The sequence below is a fragment of the Aporhodopirellula sallentina SM41 genome, from assembly GCF_000346505.1.
GTDB lineage: Bacteria > Planctomycetota > Planctomycetia > Pirellulales > Pirellulaceae > Rhodopirellula > Rhodopirellula sallentina.
The window spans coordinates 1-18,889 of the sequence record NZ_ANOH01000364.1; the positions used below are offsets into that span (position 1 = coordinate 1).

Sequence of the window (18,889 nt, forward strand, 5' to 3'; positions counted from 1 at the left end):
CGGTCTGCTGCCGATGCAGCCCGGTCCACTTCTTGGACGAGCACCAGATTGCTCTCGCCATCGTCCTCCACCAGGAACGCACCGCCACCGCCCGGGATCAACATTTCGTGCGAACTCTGCACGGTCGCTTCGAGATCATGCGGATAATGGTTTCGGCCCCGAATGATCAGCAACTCTTTCCGCCGACCCGTTACATACAATGCGCCGTCGCGAATGAAGCCGAGATCGCCGCTGCGCAGATAACCACCCTCATCGGAATCGGCCAATCGTCCGTCAAACGTCATCGCGGAATCTTCGGGTCGGTTGTGGTAGCCCCTGGCGACGTGTGGCCCACGAATCCAAATCTCCCCAACTCGGTTCTCCCCACACGAAACTCGGGTATCGGGATCCACGATCACGACCTCCTCATTCATCGGGGGACGGCCACAGTTAACCAACTCAATCGGAAGCCCATGCGGGTTGACTTCGTGAGTCCCATTGGCCGATGGAACCGGTGACGGATCGACGCTGGTGACTCGTCCGTGCTTTTGTAAATCGTCGGGGTCCACATTGCAGGTGGAGAGTTTTCCAGGGCCATGGCCTCCGGCGACCAACAACGTCGCCTCCGCCAAACCGTAGCAAGGATAAAACGAGGAATCCGAAAACCCGTACACGCCGAACCTCTCAGCAAAACGACGCATCGTCGATGGTCGAATCGGTTCGGCTCCTGAGAACGCGACCCGCCACGTGCTCAGGTCCACGCCGTCAATCTCGGTCGGCTTCACCTTTTTTAAACACAGCTCGTAAGCAAAGTTCGGCGCCCCACTCACGACTGCACCATATTTACTGATCGCTTGGAGCCAGCGTGACGGTCGCTGCAAGAACGACAGCGGTGACATCAATACGGTCGTACCACCAACGTACAGCGATTCCAGGATCCCACCGATCAACCCCATGTCATGATAGGCAGGCAACCACGACACACCGACCTGGGCCGTTTCGCACGAGAGGCCGAAGCCTTTGCGAATCATCTCGAGGTTGTGCATGATGTTGCCGTGACTGACCATCACACCACGCGGTTCCTTCGTCGAACCCGAGGTGTACTGCAAAAACGCAGTGCTATCCGAACGCAGCTCCGGTGCAGTCCACTGCGACGCAGACGCCTCCGCAAGCTCACCGATACTCAGCCATTTTTGGTCACCAATCTGCCCCGTCGTCTCCGAATCGGCCAACAACTCGATCACGCGCTGCGTCGCCAACATTGCGGCAGGCTTGGCATCGTCCACAATCGCCGATAAGCGAGCCGACGGGCGACGCGGTTTGGGGTACGTCGCCGGAATTGCCAGAACCCCGGCGTAGGCGCATCCCATGAATGCTTTGATGAACTCCAATCCCGGAGGAAACACCAACGCGACACTGTCGCCACGGTTCACACGCCCCAACAAGCCCGCCGCGATCTGGCGAGCCGCCACGTCGAGCTCTCGGTAGCTCAACGTCGAAGATTCGTTCTCGTCTTCCAAAAACCGAAACGCGCAACGCTCAGGAAAAGCTTGGCTGCGGGACGTCAACATGTCGACCAACGTCCCCCTGCCGCTTCCCTCATCATGGGGGCAATCACTAGGCGGAAAAATATTCATCGCATCAAGGTTTTTAGGAAAATTCGATCAACAAATGTTCGGTGACCAATCGATCACCACCACGGCCAAACAAGCCGCAGTTTTTGGGGACAAACCGCTCCGAATATATCAAGCACACGTCATATTCTTACCAACAGCACAACACCCCCTAGCTTATGCACTTTAACATTCTAGTCTAGGCATTCCGCATTGGATTGGCTTTTTCATGGGGTTGCGACGTAAGCAATCCCCCCGAAAGAGTTTACCGTTGTAATCAATTCGACGCGCGCTTCCGAGAGGCCAATTCCGCAAGTAAAAACATACCGCCCTTGTCATTTTTTCAGACAAGCAACTCTTTGATGGCAAAACCACTCGAAGCTCGGACAACCCGCTTCACCCAAATCAGCCATCTCCCCCGCTCGGACTGGCACTGCGCAATTGAATAGCCCGTTGCGCCGTCACAATGGTTAACGGCCGACTGCAACCGGGAAGAGATGTAGCAACACTCCCCCGATCACTCCCGTTTCCCACTATTCCGCCAAAGGCACCTGAGAGCCCCTTGCCCCCGTGACCGGCTCTCTCATGACTGGAAAGCAGCCGCGCCATTCTCGCAGATTGCACGAACAGCAAACGCGATACCACATACCCGCTGCCTTTTGCCGCACCCCAAATCAGCCGCCCTCATCGCCAACACTAAACACTTGACCACACGCCGCTTCAATCCCTTGCCCTGATTGAATGCCATGCCCTGAATGATCAACCGCCGCGATCTCATCGCCGCAGATTGACTAGGCTGGCATAATCGCCCCGGTGTCGAGGACAATCCCGATTTGCTATTCAACGTCATTGACGAACCGAGCGAACGAAGCAAACAACCGCCCCGCTTCGCATCTGGAAGTGGTTGAACGTTTGAAAGCCGACCTGTCTTATGGGAACCGGACGCATACCTCCACGCGAGACCGAAGGTAAAATGCGGGAACGCAATCCAATCCGAAAACGCCAGATGAACGTCAACGCGAGAGCACTAGCGCAGATTTCCATGAACCTTCCGACACGACGAACCTTCCTAGCCGGCTCGGCATCGGCAGCCTTGTCACCGACGCTTTTGGCCGGTCCTGTTCGACACCGGTCGGGCAAAAAAGGGCTCGGCATCACTGCCAAGAATCCCAACTGGGTCGAACGCGTCCAATCACTCGACCTCGATTGGTTCTATACGTGGGGCGCCCGATTACCCAAGGACACCCCCGAGGGACTCCAGTTCATACCAATGCTTTGGGGATGGTACGGCGATAAATCCATCAAAGCCCTCGATCAGATCCAGACCGCATCCCAAAACGCCTCCGACAAAACCTTGCTGGGCTTCAACGAACCCGATGGTAAAGCGCAAAGCAATATCTCGGTCGATAAAGCCATCCGAGTCTGGCCAGAACTGATGAAAACAGGTTTGCCACTGGCTAGCCCTGCTTGTGTTCACGCCGATGGAAAGTGGATGCAAGAGTTCATGACCAAAGCACAAGCGAAAAAGCTGCGCGTTGATTTCGTTTGCATCCACTCATACAGCGGCCCTAATCCAGGCAATTTTCTAGCAAAGGTTCAAAAGATCTACCGCATGTACGGACGCCCGTTGTGGATCACCGAATTTGCGATCGGCGATTGGTCAGCAAAATCGGTGAAAGAAAACAAACACCATCCGCAAAAGATCGGCAACTTCATGCGGGCGGTACTTCCACAACTCAACCGCACGCCCTATGTCCACCGCTACGCTTGGTTCCCCGCCAGCACCACCAATCGGGCGCTCGGCACCTCGGCACTCTTCAAGCCCGACGGATCACTCACCGGACTCGGCAACCTGTACCGAGAACTCTAGTTTCGGGAAAAGCAAACCACCAAAGGTCCGAGCGAGTGTTGCTTATCGCCGTGATGTTCATCATTGGCGATCGGTGATCGTACGAGCCCGCAGTCTTTGTCCCGCTGGCGGCGTGCGAGTGACTTTTACGTTTTTGATCGCCTTGTGTGTCTCCTGTTCAAAGAGCGTGACAAACCTGTCGGTGCGATTCACGCCCGCGATTCCAAGAGGCAATCGCGAGACACTTTCACTACTGCAAACGCAAGCTCACAGTGCGATGCCGTCTCCTATGCCGCGGAGAAGGCTTTGTTGATCGCTGCCTGCAAGCCTGGGATGCTAACTGGCTTCTGAACCCGCATTATTCACCAAGAACTTGTTGAATAATGCGGGTTCAAGGCTGTAGCGAAAACCGCCAAGACTTTCGGTGATTCACGCCCCTCCCGAAACTCTCGGCGAATTTCGCTACCCGAGAACGAGGCTTTGACGCACCGCTAGGAATGTTCCAACGAAGCGATTCAGGATGGAATGACCGGTGACACCCCCGCGACGCGACTCGCCGTGATCGTGAAACTCCTCACGGTCGACGACCCCAGCACAGCTACATTTTGATGAGGCCTATCGAGTCGATCGCATCACGAATGATCCCAGCACTTCGCTTCAGAGCGGACGATTCGTCTTCGGATAGATCAAGCGGAACCGGTGCGATCACGCCCTCACCGCCCAGCAAGTGCGGCATTGAGATCGTGACGTCCGGCAGCCCATCCATCCCCTCGATGCGAGAACATACCGTCAGAATCGAACGCTGGTCGTGCAAGACAACGTCAACAAGTTGGGCCAACGCACTACCGATTCCATAATACGTCGCTCCTTTGCCTTTGATGATTCTGTAAGCGGCTCGACGGACCTGGTCATCAATCTCTGCTCGGCTGGCATCGTTAAGTTCCACGCCCCGTTGTTCGCCGTACTCTTCCAACGAAAGACACGCGATCGTTGCGAGCGACCACGAAAGCACCTCCGAATCACCATGTTCGCCAACGACATATCCGTGCACGTGATGGGAATCGACACCAAAGTGCATCCCCAAAAGCGTTCGGAAGCGAGCTGTATCTAGCATCGTCCCTGATCCGACCACACGGTTTGTCGGAACACCACAGGCCAAGGCAAATTCGCCGGCCAGGTGCGTCATGATGTCAACGGGATTGGTCGCAATAATCAACACTGCATGGGGCGCGTGTTCGACAATTTTGGGAATCACATCGCGAAACACTTGCGCGTTTCTCTGTAGCAATTTCAACCGTGATTCGCCGGGTCGTTGATTGATGCCCGCCGCAACGATAACAACGTGACTGTCCGCAAGGTCCGAGTAATTCCCGGCTCGAAGGGTCAATGGATGCGAGAACGGGACCGCATGGAAGAGATCATCAGCCTCCGCCGCCGCACGCGCATCATCCAAATCCACCATCACTATTTCTCGGCCAATTCCCTGCATCACAAGTGCGTACGCGGCCGTGGAGCCAACAAAACCGCTGCCAACAATTCCGACCTTCATTTCAATTTCCTGGTAGGAGGCGTTTTGTCAACCACGTGAATACTGTTGACAATGTGTGTGACTCCGTCGACGCGTCGAGCGCTTTCTTGAGCAAGTTGTTTGAGGTAATACGCCTCCACCTCGCCTAGAAGCTGGAGTATCCCGTGTTGATACTCACACCTTATGCGTCGCAGCGAAGGTTGTTGGCTTCTCGCCAGCTCGTCGCAAACGCCCTGTTTGATTCGGACTGATCGGTGCTTCGCAGCAACTGCGGACTCATTGCCAGGACCGCATGGTTCAACCAGAGGACTCATTTAACAACACCTATCGCGAAAGGAACATGTTTCAAGGTACGACGGGACGCTACTTTGCAATCCTCATTCCACTAACAAAAGCCTCATCCGAAGACAAAAGCCTCATTCCACTCACAAAGGATTGCGCAATCCGTTCCCACGCAAGCGGACGAGGCAACGATCCCTGTCGCATGGGATTCGCGACCTCGTTCACCACCTTCGCTTCCTCATTTTCTGTGCGATTGGTCCGCACACTTGCCCAACGGTGCGCACCCTTTTTATTGTACGCAAGAATGACACAGCATTGTTGATTCTCGTTCTAGGTCGGCCCACCGATGACAGTTGCCAAGGACTTCACCGCATCAAGCTGAAATCGGTACACCGGTTGCATTGCCGCGAATGACAACAAGTTCAACCAACCGATACGGAAGTGATCATGACAACAACGAGATTCCATCCGACGCCGCACCCATCGAACGCAGGATTGAGATCGACGATAGCTGGCCTAATCCTTCTGTTCACGCCGAGCGTCTGCTTGGCAGTTCCCGATGGCACCGTGCTAATGATGTACGCCGACAATGTGGTAGGCAGAGTTGCCCATCGAATCACTCATGACAAGTACACGCATACGGCGATCGTGCTTGATGGTGTCGTTTACGAAGCGACGGTCCCGACCGTGAAGAAAAGTCCCTTCCCTGGACATCACGGGCGAACCACGCACGTGTTTGCCTACGTTCCAGAGCGGCCTTTCTCGGCAGATGAAGTTGCGAGAATGAAGCAATATGCTGAGTCTCACCTCGGACAGCCGTACGGTCTCAAGAATTACTTCTGGAAAAACTCAAGACCGGATGGCCGAACTTGGTGCAGTGAATTTGTCAGGGATGTCCTAGACAGTTCTCAGCGCTACCACCTGAGCTACCGTGAAGGATTCGAACCGCAGACGCTTCTGAACACAATCGATAGTGAGTTCTCCGGTCCCACAATCGTTTCGGAGCCTCCATATTCTCGACCGGTAGCTTCAAGGCGAGTGTCCAGCCGGTAGCCCGGAGGGGACGTGGTCGATGACCTCGCCCGCTTTGTCTCCGGCGACCTCCCACGATAGTTCAATCATCGCCGTCGTGATCCCAAGCACCAAGCGACCACCCCGTTTGTGCCGAGTTTCTACTCCAGCAAGACATCGACAGCATGGGACTCACCCCACACGCGATCGTGAAAACAGCAAGGCACGTTATGGAGACCGAACGCTTCAAGCTGCCACCGGACAGTTTCAGAGCAAGCGTGCCAACTCTCGACTCCTGATCGTCGGCCATAGTCAAAACAGTATCTGGTAGTTGACTCGGTTCCGAAGCGGATGAATGCTCGAAAACCATCAGAGTTGCCAACACAATGATGGGGACAAGAACGTTTTTAGCCGTGACTATCTTTGACTCCCAAACAACCAAATCGGTTTACGAAGACGATCTACGACGACCGTCCATGGAGACACGCCTCGTCGAAACCAATTCGGCGACAAAAAACGCCGCCGTCGCTAATCTCGAGACGGAACTGACACCTCCGGCACAATTGTGTCGGGGATCGATAACTCTTTATCATCGCTGCCCAAAGCAAAGTCACTGATCGCATAGTCATCTTCCTGTTTCCAGTTCACTTCGAGGCGGCGATCTCCCAAAACGATTTCCCCTAGCTTCTTTCGCAGGAACTCTGCTAACGCCGCATATCGTTCATCACCCGCGACATTCACCCGCTCTTCGGGATCAACCCGCAAATCAAACAACGCCAACTCGACATCTGATTTCGGCGCATCCAAAGCCCAACGGATATTCTGATTGGGCCTGTAACCGGAGCCTGGTTTTCCGTTTTTGAATCGGGTGCGCATCGAAAACGCGAAATCACGCGACCGAAGATACGCTCGGGGTCCGTAGACATGGTTCATCTCGCCGAGAACATAGGCCCGTTTCACCACGTCTCCCGAGAAAGTCCGCTGCAGCGAGACGCCATCGAGATGCTCAAACTCAGCTTTGGTGGTGTCACATCCAGCAGCCTCAAAAAACGTTGGGGCAAAGTCGACGAACTCCACGAAGTCATCGCAAACGGTTCCCGGGGGAAATTGCGACTTGTCGGACGACACAACAATGACGGCGTTGTGATTGGAATGGTCATACGGGCCAAACTTCGACTCGATTCCTTGTTCGCCGAGATGCCAGCTATGGTCTCCACAAACGTAAACGATCAGATACTCCTGACTTCGCTTTTTGCAGAAGCCTTTGAATCGTTCGACCGCAACCCCAACCATGGCATCACCGAACGCGCAGAACGCGTAGTAGTCCCGAATTGCCTGTTGCTTCGCCGATGGAGAAAGGTCGTCAAACCTGTTCTTGGCGTGTAGCGTTTTCAACTGCGGCGGCAGACGTTGGAGTTCGTTCAGATCAAACTTCGGAACTCGGTAGTTTTTCCCTTCGAAACGATCACGATACTCTTGCGGCGGCAGAACCGGAGTGTGTGGAAAGTGGAACCCCACGTTCAAAAACACCGGTCGATCGGATGCTGGCCCGTCGACGGTCTCACCATATCCCGTCTTATACGATCGCCCGACGTTCTCGAGAAACCGCCCAAACTCATCGACGGTGTAGCCATCGAGTGTTTTCTCGGGAGGTTGTGAACTACGGCCACCCACAATGTGCCCCGCTCCCGAAACCGTATGCAGAATATCGAGTTCTCGTTCAATCCGTTCCCTTTGCGCCAACTCCTCGTCATCCAGATCGCCGTCAACTAGCACAGACACGACGCTTCCGTCGGGATAGTAGAAGCGATCTTCGGTCCCCACTACCTTCATCTTGCCATTGATCTGCCGGCGACGCTTATCACGATACCAATCGGTCAGACCGTTGCGTTGCAAATCATTCTTGGCATCAACTTCGAAATCCCAAAAACCAATATCCGACCACGTTAGCCCCGGTCCCCAATCAAAGATGTAGTACCCCGACTTTCCGAACAAAGCCGTGTGATAACCTTGCCCCTTCATCACCTGTGGAATGACCGGGCGGAACGTCGACACTGCGTTGTGCGTCTGTTCAAAACCGTAGATCCCATTTCGAAACGGATATCGCCCCGTGATCATTGATCCCCGCGAAGGCGCACAACCAGGCGAGTTGCAATAGGCATTGGAAAACAACACCCCTTCAGCGGCCAGGCGATCCACGTTGGGTGATGAAACAAAACCGAGATCGCTCTCATCGCTTCCTCGCACGGCACGATTGAAACACGCCAAGGAATCCGGGCGTTGGTCGTCGGTAATCACCCAGAGGATGTTGGGCAGGTCACGTGTCGGCTCCGAACAAGTCGCCGTCGGCAATCCGCTCCAGCCCCCGAGCACTGCGATAGTTAACAGCACACCGGCAACCCCGCGCAAAGATACGTGAGACGGATGCAGCTCGATCAGACATGGCTTCATTGTCAAAACCCAATTTGATTGCATCACCGCGCGATCCTTTGCGGCTCGACGGTGCTTTTGATGTTCGCGATTCAGATCACTACGTTCCATTGCCGCATCCGCTGCGACTAGTCACAAACCCCAGGTTGGGTTAGCGACAAACGCTCTCGAGCGAAGCGGCGCGGAACAGTGCTTAACGGGAAAGACACTCTTTCAACTTGCGTTCGAGTTCGCTCGTTTCGGTGTACCGCAACACCTTCGGCGGATCAGTCCCACGTGCATAGGCAAGTCGTTCCTTCCACACCTTTCGCAATCTTTCGAGTTGACCTTGGAATTGCGGTTCGTCGATCACGTTGTGCAGTTCCTGCGGATCTTCTCCGATGTGATACAATTCTTCGAAGATGGGTTCTTCCCCCTTCAAAGGCGATTCAACGTAGTGCCGATAAACCGCGATACTTTCGTCAGCGACGGCATACAGCATCTTTCCGACAGGAATCCCTAGCTGCTTGGCAGTGACAATTTTGGCGGACGACGGAAAGCTATCATTCGCGTAGTAGCGAATGTACTTCCATTCTTTGTCTTGAACCGCTTCGATACGTGGGTTACCGAAATGCGTCGCCCACAAATTCTCCGTAAAGATTGCGTCGTGTATCGGTTCCGAAGATCCATCAACAAGACTGCGTATACTTTTACCTTGAAAAGCGGAAGGCACATCAATTCCGGCGTAGTCGAGCATCATCGGAGCAATGTCGATACTCTGAACAAACTCGTCACAACGCCGTCCTCGCGCCGGTTCGCTCGCCATCGGGTTGCAAACGATAAAGGGCACATGAGTCGTCTGCTCATAGCAGAGAGCTTTCCCGCCCAAACCCTGCTCGCCGGTGAATAGCCCGTGATCAGAAGTGAAGATAATGATCGTGTTCCGATCAATTCCCTCATTGCGAAGCTTCTGACGCACATTCCCGACCATCCGATCGATCCCGGTCATTGCTTGCATGCGGCGAATGATTCGTTGTCGCGCCGTTTCAGGTTTATCCGAGTAGTCATAGCCGGTCTGACGTTCATCGGCTCGCAGAACGTCAGGCGGTAGCTTCGGCTCTTTGACATCTTCTTTGGCGATGTAGTTCGCTGGAAGTGGAATTTCGATGTCGCGATAGAGATCTTTGTAAATTGCGTCATCGCTCTCCCGCGATTGCATCGTTCCCGCTCCCGCATCATGCGGCAGGTTAAAGCAAATACTCAGACAGAATGGTTTGTCATCGGGACGAGAATCTAGAAATCGAATCGCCCCCTCGAGCCGATGGTCGTTCGACAGGAAATCGTCCACCCCTTCTTGCACGATCTCGACCTGAGTATCTGACTTCGCCGCGTGAAAGATTTCATGCAGTTCTTTGGGGTAGAACCGTATATGCCCATGGCCTGCATAGAAGTAATCAAACGACCGATCCATCAAACCACTCTCGTAACCACCCTCCCCGATGGGCGAGTGATTTTTGCCGACATATCCCGTGTAGTAGCCATTCTCTCGCATCACGACCGGATAGGACATCGTCCATGCTTCGGGCGACACGCTCGTTCCTGAGTTGAAATTGACGCCGTGCTTGCGTTCGAACTGACTCAGCAAAATCGATATCCGACTCGGCGTACAGATTGCGCTGGTAATGTACGCTCGATCGAAAAAGACACCGTCTCGAGCGAGCTGATCAATATTGGGAGTATGCGTCTGTTCGTTCCCATCGCATCCCATCATCCCGTAGGACTGATCATCTGTCAGAATAAAAACGAAATTCGGACGTTCGTTGGCTGACGCGGTTCCCCACAGGCACACCCACATCACGCAAAAAGCAAACGCTCCCACTGCCCGTCGCCTTCGCACTGTATTTGTCGAGTGACTCATCGGTTAGGCGCTCCTTCTTCCGTTTGCACTTGGACGATCAGAATGTCGAAGTGGTCGTTCTCTGGTTTGTCAAAACCTGGCCACTGAGTAATCGCTTTTTCAATCGGATCAGAATACTGACCGGTGTGCGGGTTCCACCATGTGCCCGTCATCTCTGCACCGGCATGCTTTTTCGGCATACGAACTCCGATGTTGATGTTCTCTTTGGGCACATAGAAAATGAAGAGATCATCATCGTTGTGAAGACAGAACCCGCTATTGCTCTTCTTGTCTCCCGCCTTCAACTGAGCAAGGTCGAATCGTTCGACAAACTCCCGCATGTGTTTGTAATACTGCAAACGCGGACGATCCTCAGGGGCCATCGCTTCGATATCCGCAATGAAAACGTTCCATGCTGCCCCCTGCCAATAGTGCGTCGGATAGGTTCCCGCGAATACACATTGGAAGGCTCGTTCGAGACAAACCTCCGGCGACGTATAGCTACCTTCGAAGACGACGTACGGGCCACGCTCATACCCACCATGCTCAATGTTCAAAATGGGTTGGTTCGCAAACTGCGACGCGATCTTGCTCATCACGCTGTAGAGCTCCGACGACCAAATTTGAACTGAGATGAAGTCCAGTTTTTTCGGAAACCGCGCACAATAGCCGTAGTCATGAACCGTCACCAAACGTCCGTAGGCATCCATATCACGCAACCGGCCAATCCGATCCGTGATGTATCCAACATCGTTGTGACCGTAGCCGAGAGCCTCTTTTGAGATATCCCAAATCAGGTTCGGGTACGCCTGATAGCGTCGCACCACGTAGTCGAAGTACCGATTGTCGGCTTCTGAACCCGCCTCAGGCCAGTTCACCCTTTTGTTCCAAACATAAATCATCAGGTGAGCCGCGATCCCCTTTTCATCGAGATACTCGATCACTCGGTCGAGTCGTTGGAAATACTCCACATTGAGTCGCGAATGATCGGGTTCGTCGTTGGTTCCACCAAAAGGAAACATGCTCGGAGCCCCGTAGTCATACCGCTTGTCCAATCGCTCATCCTTGGGCCACTTCACGTCGAAAGCGAACACGTTCATCACGACTTGATTGAACCCGTTCTTCGCGATCGTATCGACGAACCGGCGAGTGTTCGGGATGTCTTGGGCGTTGTCCGCGTCAAGCGCGAACAACCAGTCCGCTTCGATCGCAATGGGATAATACCCACCGCCATCCTGATAAACAAAGTTTCGAACATTGTCGGGGTCGAGAGTTACCCCTCCTCGCCTTCCCTCACGGGCAGGTTCAACGTGCACCTCGCCCGATCTTCCATCCAGTTCCGCGACGGCCCCGTGCGTTTCAAAGTTCCACACGCCAGCTTTGGGAGGAGTAAAGCGAATGACGAAGTCCGAGCCTCCGTTGTAAAACCCCGGCACTGTCAACGACTCCCCATCGGCATGCCGCAGCGTCGCCGAAAACTCCACCTCAAATGATCCATCAGTGGGCTCATCGAGATGGAAGTTCAATTCGTGCACGTCCCATTGCCGTGCCTCCGCATGCGTTTCGGCTGCGCTGCACACGCGCACCTGGCAAAACAACGCGACAAGAATCGCGACAGCAGTGAAAAAATAATGTTTCATAGCAGCTTTCTTTGAATGCACCCTTGTAAAAAAATGGAACGTCAGGCGTGTTACGAATTGCCTCGCATCGCATTTGCCTCGCACATCGACTCTCGCTGTGAATGGCAACGGGTGCTGGTCACAGCAGCACCACATCGTCCGATACACAGAAACGCAAACGGCTCTCGACCGACTGATTCTCGGCCAATGATCAGACAGTCCTGCTGATCTGTTCTTTTGCACATGACTATTGAACAGGGCTATCTCACAGAGAGGGACACACTATCGCTGGCCAACCCTTCCGACTCGGCGCGAATCGATATCTCACCCGAGGCCTCCGCCGACCTCACTATCAGCATGCACAATCCATTAAATGCTTTTCGTTGATCGGCAATGAATGGAGCCGTAGTCGCCGCGTTGCCGTTGCCAACCGCCGCGATTGATCCTTTCCCTTCGACGCGAAAGTGAACCAGATTTGATGCCAGCGGACAAAGATTTCCGTCCGCGTCCTCGATGCGAACGGTCACATAGGAAAGGTCCTGCCCGTCCGACGACAATTCTGTCCGATCAGGAATCAGTTTGATCTTGGCAGGCGCGCCCGCGGTCTTGATTTCCTTCTCCGCAACAGGTTTTCCATCGATGTATCCAACCACTCGGAGCGAGCCTGGAGTGAAGGGAACGTCCCAGGACAAACGATATTTCGACAACAGATTGTCTTTCTCGTAGCGGTTGAACTTGACGTGAATCTTTGTGAGATCCTTGCCCTTGATCCGGCGTCCGGCAGATTGCCCATTGACGAACAATTCCACCTCCTCGCAATTGGTATAGGCGTAGACCGGAATCACATCGTGTTTTGTGTGCTCCCAATTCCAGTGTGGCAACACGTGAACCATCGGTTCATCGGTCCACTGACTTTGATAAAGATAAAACCGATCTTTTGGGAAACCGCACAAATCCACGGTTCCAAAATACGAACTTCGCGAAGGCCAATCTGCATTCCAATAACCATTGGTGCTATTGTCTTTGCCTCCATAAGGAGTTGGCTCACCGAGGTAATCAAATCCGGTCCATACGTATTCGCCCAAGACTTCTGGGTTCTTCTCCAAAGCATCAAACTCAATGTCGGGAGGATACGCCCAAGGTGGGCCAATCAAGTCGTAGCTCGTGACCTGTTTCGACTCATGAGTTTGATATTTCTCGATCGGCAAATGGTAAACCCCGCGACTACTCGTGCAGGACGACGTCTCTGAACCGACAACCGGAGTATTCGGCAAGAACTCATCGACCTGTTCACCATAGGCGAGCGGTTTGTAATTCATCCCTGCGATATCGACCTGTGCCGCCATGCCACTCGCGTAGGGCCCAGGGAACCAGTTAAACCCGCATGTGGTCGGTCGGGTCGTGTCTAACGATTTCACGTAATCGTTCAACTCTTTAGCGATCCGGTTGCCGTCTTCTTTGCTCGACTGTTCGAGAATTTCGTTCCCGATACTCCACATGAAAACAGACGGATGGTTGCGATCGCGGCGAACCATATCTTTGATGTCGCGTTCCGCCCACTGAGCGAAAAACTTGTTGTACCCGTTGGGGACTTTCGCTTTCATCCAAACATCAAAAGCTTCCACCTGAACCAACAAACCCAGTTTGTCACAGAACTCGAGCAACTCATTGGAGGGCGGGTTGTGGCTGGTACGAATCGAATTCACCCCCATCGCCTTCATGATCTGCAGCTTTCGCTCGATCGCACGCCGGTTAACGATCGCGCCGAGTGGACCGTTATCGTGGTGCAAACACACTCCTTGAATCCGCGTGTGCTTTCCGTTGAGCAAGAATCCCTTTTCCTTGGAGAACTCTAAACTACGAACTCCAAACGTGGTGGAGATCTCATCTAAGACCTCGTCCCCTTGGGTGACCTTCGTCACGAGCCGATAAAGATGAGGAGAATCGACATCCCACAACGCAGGTTTTTCAATCTCGATCTCCGCATGATTCTCAGCTTTGGCGACAAGTCTTGCTGAACCAACACTTTCTCCGGAGGGATCCATGACTTGGTACTCAATCCCCACGTCGCCATTATCGACTTCCCCTAACAGAGATGTTTCGATCGATACCGTGGCCTTGTCATCGGCAATCACAGGTGTCGTAACAAAAGTCCCCCACTGAGCAACCCGAATCGGATTTCGAACGTCAATCCAAACGTTGCGATAGATCCCCGCACCGGGATACCAGCGAGACGACAAGTCCTCTGGTGTTAACCTGACCGCGATGGTGTTCTCGCCTTCAGCGTTAAGGTATTCGCTAATGTCGTACTGAAACTCGATGTACCCATAGGGACGATTCCCTACAAACTGTCCGTTCACCCACACGTGAGCGTTGTACATCGCGCCGTCGAAAGTAAGCAGCACATCCTTGCCTTGAGAATCGGTCGGGGTATCAAATGTCTTTCGATACCAACCGGTTCCATGAAACGGCAACCCACCGCAGCGGGCGTTGTACTTAACATCAAACGGACCTTCGATCGCCCAGTCATGAGGCAACTGCTGCGGGCGCCACGACGAATCATCAAAGTCAACTGCCTCCGCACCCGGAGCCTCCCCTTTGTGAAAACGCCATCCAGCATTGAACGACCGCCGGTAAAAGTCGTGAGAATCGGCGGCACTGGCATGCATGCTCGCGAGGGTCAAAAAGATCATTGCGATCGAACGGAACATTGTGGGGCGTCCTTCAGAGATTGGCTCAATGCCGGGTTGCAGGGTGTTGAAGAAATTGAGTTTGAGTTCGTTTTTCGTCTATTGCGTATTTCTTTCAGTCGTCCAGGGAACGTCTTGGCGAACTCACATGACAGTTAGGATTGATCGAAACGGATTGAAGAACGCTCCGCCAATATGCGACAAAAAATCAACTTGCCAATGTTTGGTGCGAGGTTATGGCGGCGGTTCTCATGCAGATGAAACGACCGGGTCAGGTGCCTATTTGCTGTTCACGGCGGCGCGGATCACGACGCTTCCGATCGCGCCATCACCTCCGTCTGGGAAACGGATTGAGATCTGATTTTCGGACTTCAACCATGCCGGATCGAGAGCCACAAACTTGGTCATTGCGTATTCGCGATCAACAAAACGCTCCGCACAATCTTCCAACGGAACCTCCAATTCCATTCCGTTGAAACGAACAATCGGCGTTCTGTCTGATTCCGGTGAACGTGTCAGCCCGATCCGCAGTTGTGCGTAATCAATCGCGGCGTCCTGTGGAACGACGACCACAAAGTTGGCCGCATCAACGGGCAGAGCCACCTTGTCTCCGTAGCAAACGATCTCGTTGACACGACGTTCCTGCAGAATGGGAGCATCATGGTCGGCAATGATCATGATTGCCTCACGCCCTTCGACGCGGAGTCGCTTCGGTAATACGATCGTGTCTTCGGTGTAGGAAACGGTAAAGTCGGGCTTCCTTCCAAATCGCCGGATCTCAACCGATTCGGCATCGATCCCATCGAGCTCGACGGTCTCCGGTGAAAAGCTCTGATTATTCACCACCAGAAACAGTTTCTTGCCATCAACAAACGCTCGGACCTGTAGATCGGGATCCTCACAGAGAGCCTTCACGCGTCGGCCCTGCAAATCCCGAAAGAACTTGAAGTACGCCAACATATCAGTTTCGACCCATTGCGACTGATCCTGATAGCCGCGCGGCACGTACAACTGGGCGTAGTATTTCGGCCCCCAATTCCATGTGTTGGGCAACAGGAATGGAACCGTTTTCTGAACACAGTGAGGGTGTTCGACGAATGCCAACGTATTCGCGATGATGCTGCTGACGTGACCGAAGCAAACGACCGACCGCTTCTTCATCTCGTAGTCCCACGACGCCGGATCGGCATCGGGATAGTGTTCCGCCATGATCTGGCCCGCCACGAATTCACCATCGAATTCCCCTTTGGGATCGCTTCCGATGTAGCCACCTTGCTCACTTACGACGACGTCAACATGCTTGCCGTGTGTGTTGACGGTGTAGTTCTGGACAAGGTCGAGCGTTCCTTCGAGTGCCACCCCCGACTGAATCCTTCCTCGCAACTCGCCGTCTCGCCATCGAAGGTAGTCATAGGTGTGGAACGAATAGAAATCCATTCTCGCGTCGGTTCGGTCGATGAATTCTCGCAGCCCGCTAAATGATCCGTAGTTTTTGCGATAGAAGTAGCACACCGGCAAACACGGACCGCCGACCTTGACCGAAGGCGTTGCACGATGAACGAGAGCCATCGTTTTGAGATGCCAATCGGCCAGATGCTGTGTTTTTGGAAACGACCAATGCGGTTCGTTGACCGGCTCGTAGTAACTCGGACGATCAAAATCGTTGAAACCAAACTTCAACACCGCGGCGGACAAGTAGGCTGCGGCGTCAATATTCTTTGGCAAGAACTCTTCGTGCTTGGAATCACGCACCGATTCATCGGTCGTGAACTTCCCCATGTACTCGGGGAACGCATTGTGCTGACCATGCGCGGCAACGTTCAGGTTATCACCGAAGTCACGTGCCATTCGCTCCGAAGCCGCATCGATCTTCTCGCGTCTGAAACGCGAAATATCTGGATACCCTGGGCGATCTGGATCCTCCGGCATCGATTTTGACGGATACTTCACAACTCCCAATCGGCGACCGAACGATATCCCGAGTTCGCCGACGAGGTATTCATACATCTCGTCGTCCTTGACTCGTTTTTCAAAACCAGTGCCCTGATCGCAGATGTTGAAGTAACGCCGGCGCTCCAACTCCGATATGCCCTCAATCTCGCGGGTCGTTTCCGGTTCAATTTCAATCAGCACGACGTCGTCCGCATCAGCTTCCCCTCCGCTCTCACCTGATTGAGCATCACGGAGAGGAAAAAGAATGCAACCGATCACCATTGCCAACAAAAAGATCCCGGTCATACGGCACGCAAAGGACATCCTCCCGGATGCGAAGGATGGCGACTGGGCATCGCTCAGGTAGAACTTGCTGTTCATTGGATTGATCATTTCGCTTCGGCTTGTTGATTCAGCTTTTTGGTCGACTCCGCGGCACGTTGTCGTTGCTGCTTGGTGAGCCCCAACCGGTAGTACATCTCCGGCTTCCAATAGATGTGCGAACGTTTCATCACGGGATCATCGACATCCAGACTCAGATCGCAATCAAACCGCGTCAGCACCGCGTGGTTTTGCTTCCACGTCGTGACGGTTGTGAAGTGCGAGATGCCCCATGTGATCCCACGCCCATACTCGGTGTCCGTGAACGCATCGGGAATGAACGGGCCCCCCGCATTTGGCATCATCTGAGTAATCGAGGCGATTTCAAAATTGACACCATCTTCAGCGTACTGCACCGTCGAATGCTCGTTCCCATCGCGGATCACCAACGCGGCGATTCCCTTTTTAAATGGGAACAGTGTCGTTTCGTGACCTGAATTGATCACGGGGTTCAGAGGATGTTTCTCGAATGGGCCTAGAGGATCGTCCGCAATCGCGAGTCCCTGCATCCGCACCAAATTTGGATCGCCGTCAAAATCCGACTTGTAGTACAGGTAGATCCGACCTTTGTAGACCAGCGGGTATGGATCATGAATAGAATACTGATCCCACTCGCCTTCACCCCCGTTGGGTATGACGATCTCGTTATGCGGGGTCCAGGGTCCGTCGGGCGAATCGGCGTACGAAACCGCCACCGGACAATCGTCGCCTCGCTTGCCACTGGCTTCCATGAACCCTTGGTAGTAGAGGTAGTACCTACCTTTCCACTGCAGAATGTCGGTTGTTGATACCGACCGCCAACCCACGTTCGGTTTGGGTGGTCGCGGAATTGCGATGCCTTGCTCTTCCCAAACGAACCCGTCTTTGCTCGTCGCGTACCAGATATCGCATAGGTCCCAATCGCTCGAGGGTATGGTATCGGTAGAAGCATCTGCGCCCTGCGGCGGCGTGGGCGTGTGACGTTTGGTGTACCAAACGTAGTACTTGCCGTTCGCGAAGATAACTTTCGACGGGTCGCGGCGCGAAATGGTGCCGTCGTGCCCGTTGTAGTCGAATCCCTTCAATTCGGTGTATTTGAACTGCGAATAGAGTTCATTGTGTTCAGGCCGCGGCGCCGACCACAGCGAGTAGTTGCGTTCCATCGCGGCGCTGAGCGGACGATTCGGTTTTTCCTTGGGCAACTTGAACGGAAACCCCGACTGCTGAGCCGCTGCTTGGGATGCAGCAATCAGCATCGCCGTCAGGACGAAAAGGGTGAAATGGGTTGTTTTCATGATCATCAAAATCCTTGACGGTGGGGAAAATCGCCGCACCCGTTGTTAAATGTCAACATCGAGCCCTAGCTACCCAGATTCTATTCCCGTGACCGGCTTTTTGTAGCGGTTCAGTCACGTATCCGACTGGACTTCGCGAAATATAGACTTCAGGCGTCTAAGCACACCTCAATGAACCGAACTGGCTTCAGCCAGGCTTCCGATTCCGCTTCTTCAAACCGCGACGGACATTCATTGGTTTCCGCGTTCACGGATCGATTCTTAGTCAACGACTTTTGACTCGAGCCCAGCATGGACCGCATCGCACGCGGGGCGGGGTGATACGATACACCGCATACTTCGGCTCGCCGATTCGACATTGATGGTTTGCATCCAGCCGGTTCCACCGCCGACTGCATCGTGTTCTGTTTCACTCTCATGAGCAA

Annotated in this window: 11 protein-coding genes; 2 read left to right on the forward strand and 9 right to left on the reverse strand. The window is 53.7% G+C overall.

What is annotated here, in order from left to right:
• Nucleotides 1–1,616, reverse strand: a 1,616-nt coding sequence (locus tag RSSM_RS23780; RefSeq protein WP_044303496.1) for a fatty acyl-AMP ligase, incomplete at its 3' end; no start/stop codon positions are given.
• Between the two features lie 1,018 nt (nucleotides 1,617–2,634).
• On the opposite strand from RSSM_RS23780, the gene RSSM_RS23785 reads away from it, so the two are divergent.
• Nucleotides 2,635–3,462: a glycosyl hydrolase gene (locus RSSM_RS23785; protein ID WP_160168171.1), complete on the forward strand. Its 828-nt coding sequence runs from the start codon at nucleotides 2,635–2,637 to the stop codon at nucleotides 3,460–3,462.
• Between the two features lie 577 nt (nucleotides 3,463–4,039).
• On the opposite strand, the gene RSSM_RS23795 is transcribed toward RSSM_RS23785, so the two are convergent.
• Nucleotides 4,040–4,990, reverse strand: coding sequence for an L-lactate dehydrogenase (locus RSSM_RS23795; RefSeq protein WP_008685530.1), 951 nt, complete (start codon nucleotides 4,988–4,990; stop codon nucleotides 4,040–4,042).
• Nucleotides 4,987–5,283, reverse strand: a complete 297-nt coding sequence (locus tag RSSM_RS35525) for a BON domain-containing protein (RefSeq protein WP_081613876.1) — start codon at nucleotides 5,281–5,283, stop codon at nucleotides 4,987–4,989. Before RSSM_RS35525 ends, RSSM_RS23795 begins: the two co-directional genes overlap by 4 nt.
• A 544-nt stretch (nucleotides 5,284–5,827) precedes the next feature.
• Between RSSM_RS35525 and RSSM_RS35530 the strand changes: the two genes are divergently transcribed.
• A complete protein-coding gene (locus RSSM_RS35530) occupies nucleotides 5,828–6,304 on the forward strand; it encodes a YiiX/YebB-like N1pC/P60 family cysteine hydrolase (RefSeq protein ID WP_390174067.1) in 477 nt (158 codons plus the stop codon).
• Between the two features lie 486 nt (nucleotides 6,305–6,790).
• Here RSSM_RS35530 and RSSM_RS23805 read toward each other — a convergent pair whose 3' ends face one another.
• The 6 genes from RSSM_RS23805 to RSSM_RS23830 form a co-directional block, all read right to left on the reverse strand.
• Nucleotides 6,791–8,737 (reverse strand): sulfatase-like hydrolase/transferase, encoded by a 1,947-nt coding sequence (locus RSSM_RS23805; protein ID WP_201767226.1) that lies wholly within the window; start codon nucleotides 8,735–8,737, stop codon nucleotides 6,791–6,793.
• Between the two features lie 148 nt (nucleotides 8,738–8,885).
• The gene (locus RSSM_RS23810) at nucleotides 8,886–10,589 is read right to left on the reverse strand and encodes a sulfatase-like hydrolase/transferase (RefSeq protein WP_044303483.1); all 1,704 of its coding nucleotides are present in this window, start codon (nucleotides 10,587–10,589) and stop codon (nucleotides 8,886–8,888) included.
• On the reverse strand, nucleotides 10,586–12,208 hold the full coding sequence (locus RSSM_RS23815) for a DUF5060 domain-containing protein (RefSeq protein ID WP_008685535.1): 1,623 nt from the start codon (nucleotides 12,206–12,208) through the stop codon (nucleotides 10,586–10,588). The genes RSSM_RS23810 and RSSM_RS23815 overlap by 4 nt, the downstream gene beginning before the upstream one ends.
• Before the next feature lie 239 nt (nucleotides 12,209–12,447).
• Nucleotides 12,448–14,898: a glycoside hydrolase family 2 TIM barrel-domain containing protein gene (locus tag RSSM_RS23820; RefSeq protein WP_008685536.1), complete on the reverse strand. Its 2,451-nt coding sequence runs from the start codon at nucleotides 14,896–14,898 to the stop codon at nucleotides 12,448–12,450.
• A gap of 258 nt (nucleotides 14,899–15,156) precedes the next feature.
• Nucleotides 15,157–17,190 carry a beta-agarase gene (locus RSSM_RS23825; protein ID WP_236621344.1) on the reverse strand — a complete coding sequence of 678 codons (2,034 nt, stop codon included), beginning with the start codon at nucleotides 17,188–17,190 and terminating at the stop codon, nucleotides 15,157–15,159.
• An 8-nt stretch (nucleotides 17,191–17,198) separates the two neighbouring features.
• Entirely contained in the window at nucleotides 17,199–18,470 is a 1,272-nt protein-coding gene (locus RSSM_RS23830; protein WP_008685538.1) for a glycoside hydrolase family 117 protein, read from the reverse strand.
• Nucleotides 18,471–18,889: the final 419 nt, after the last annotated feature.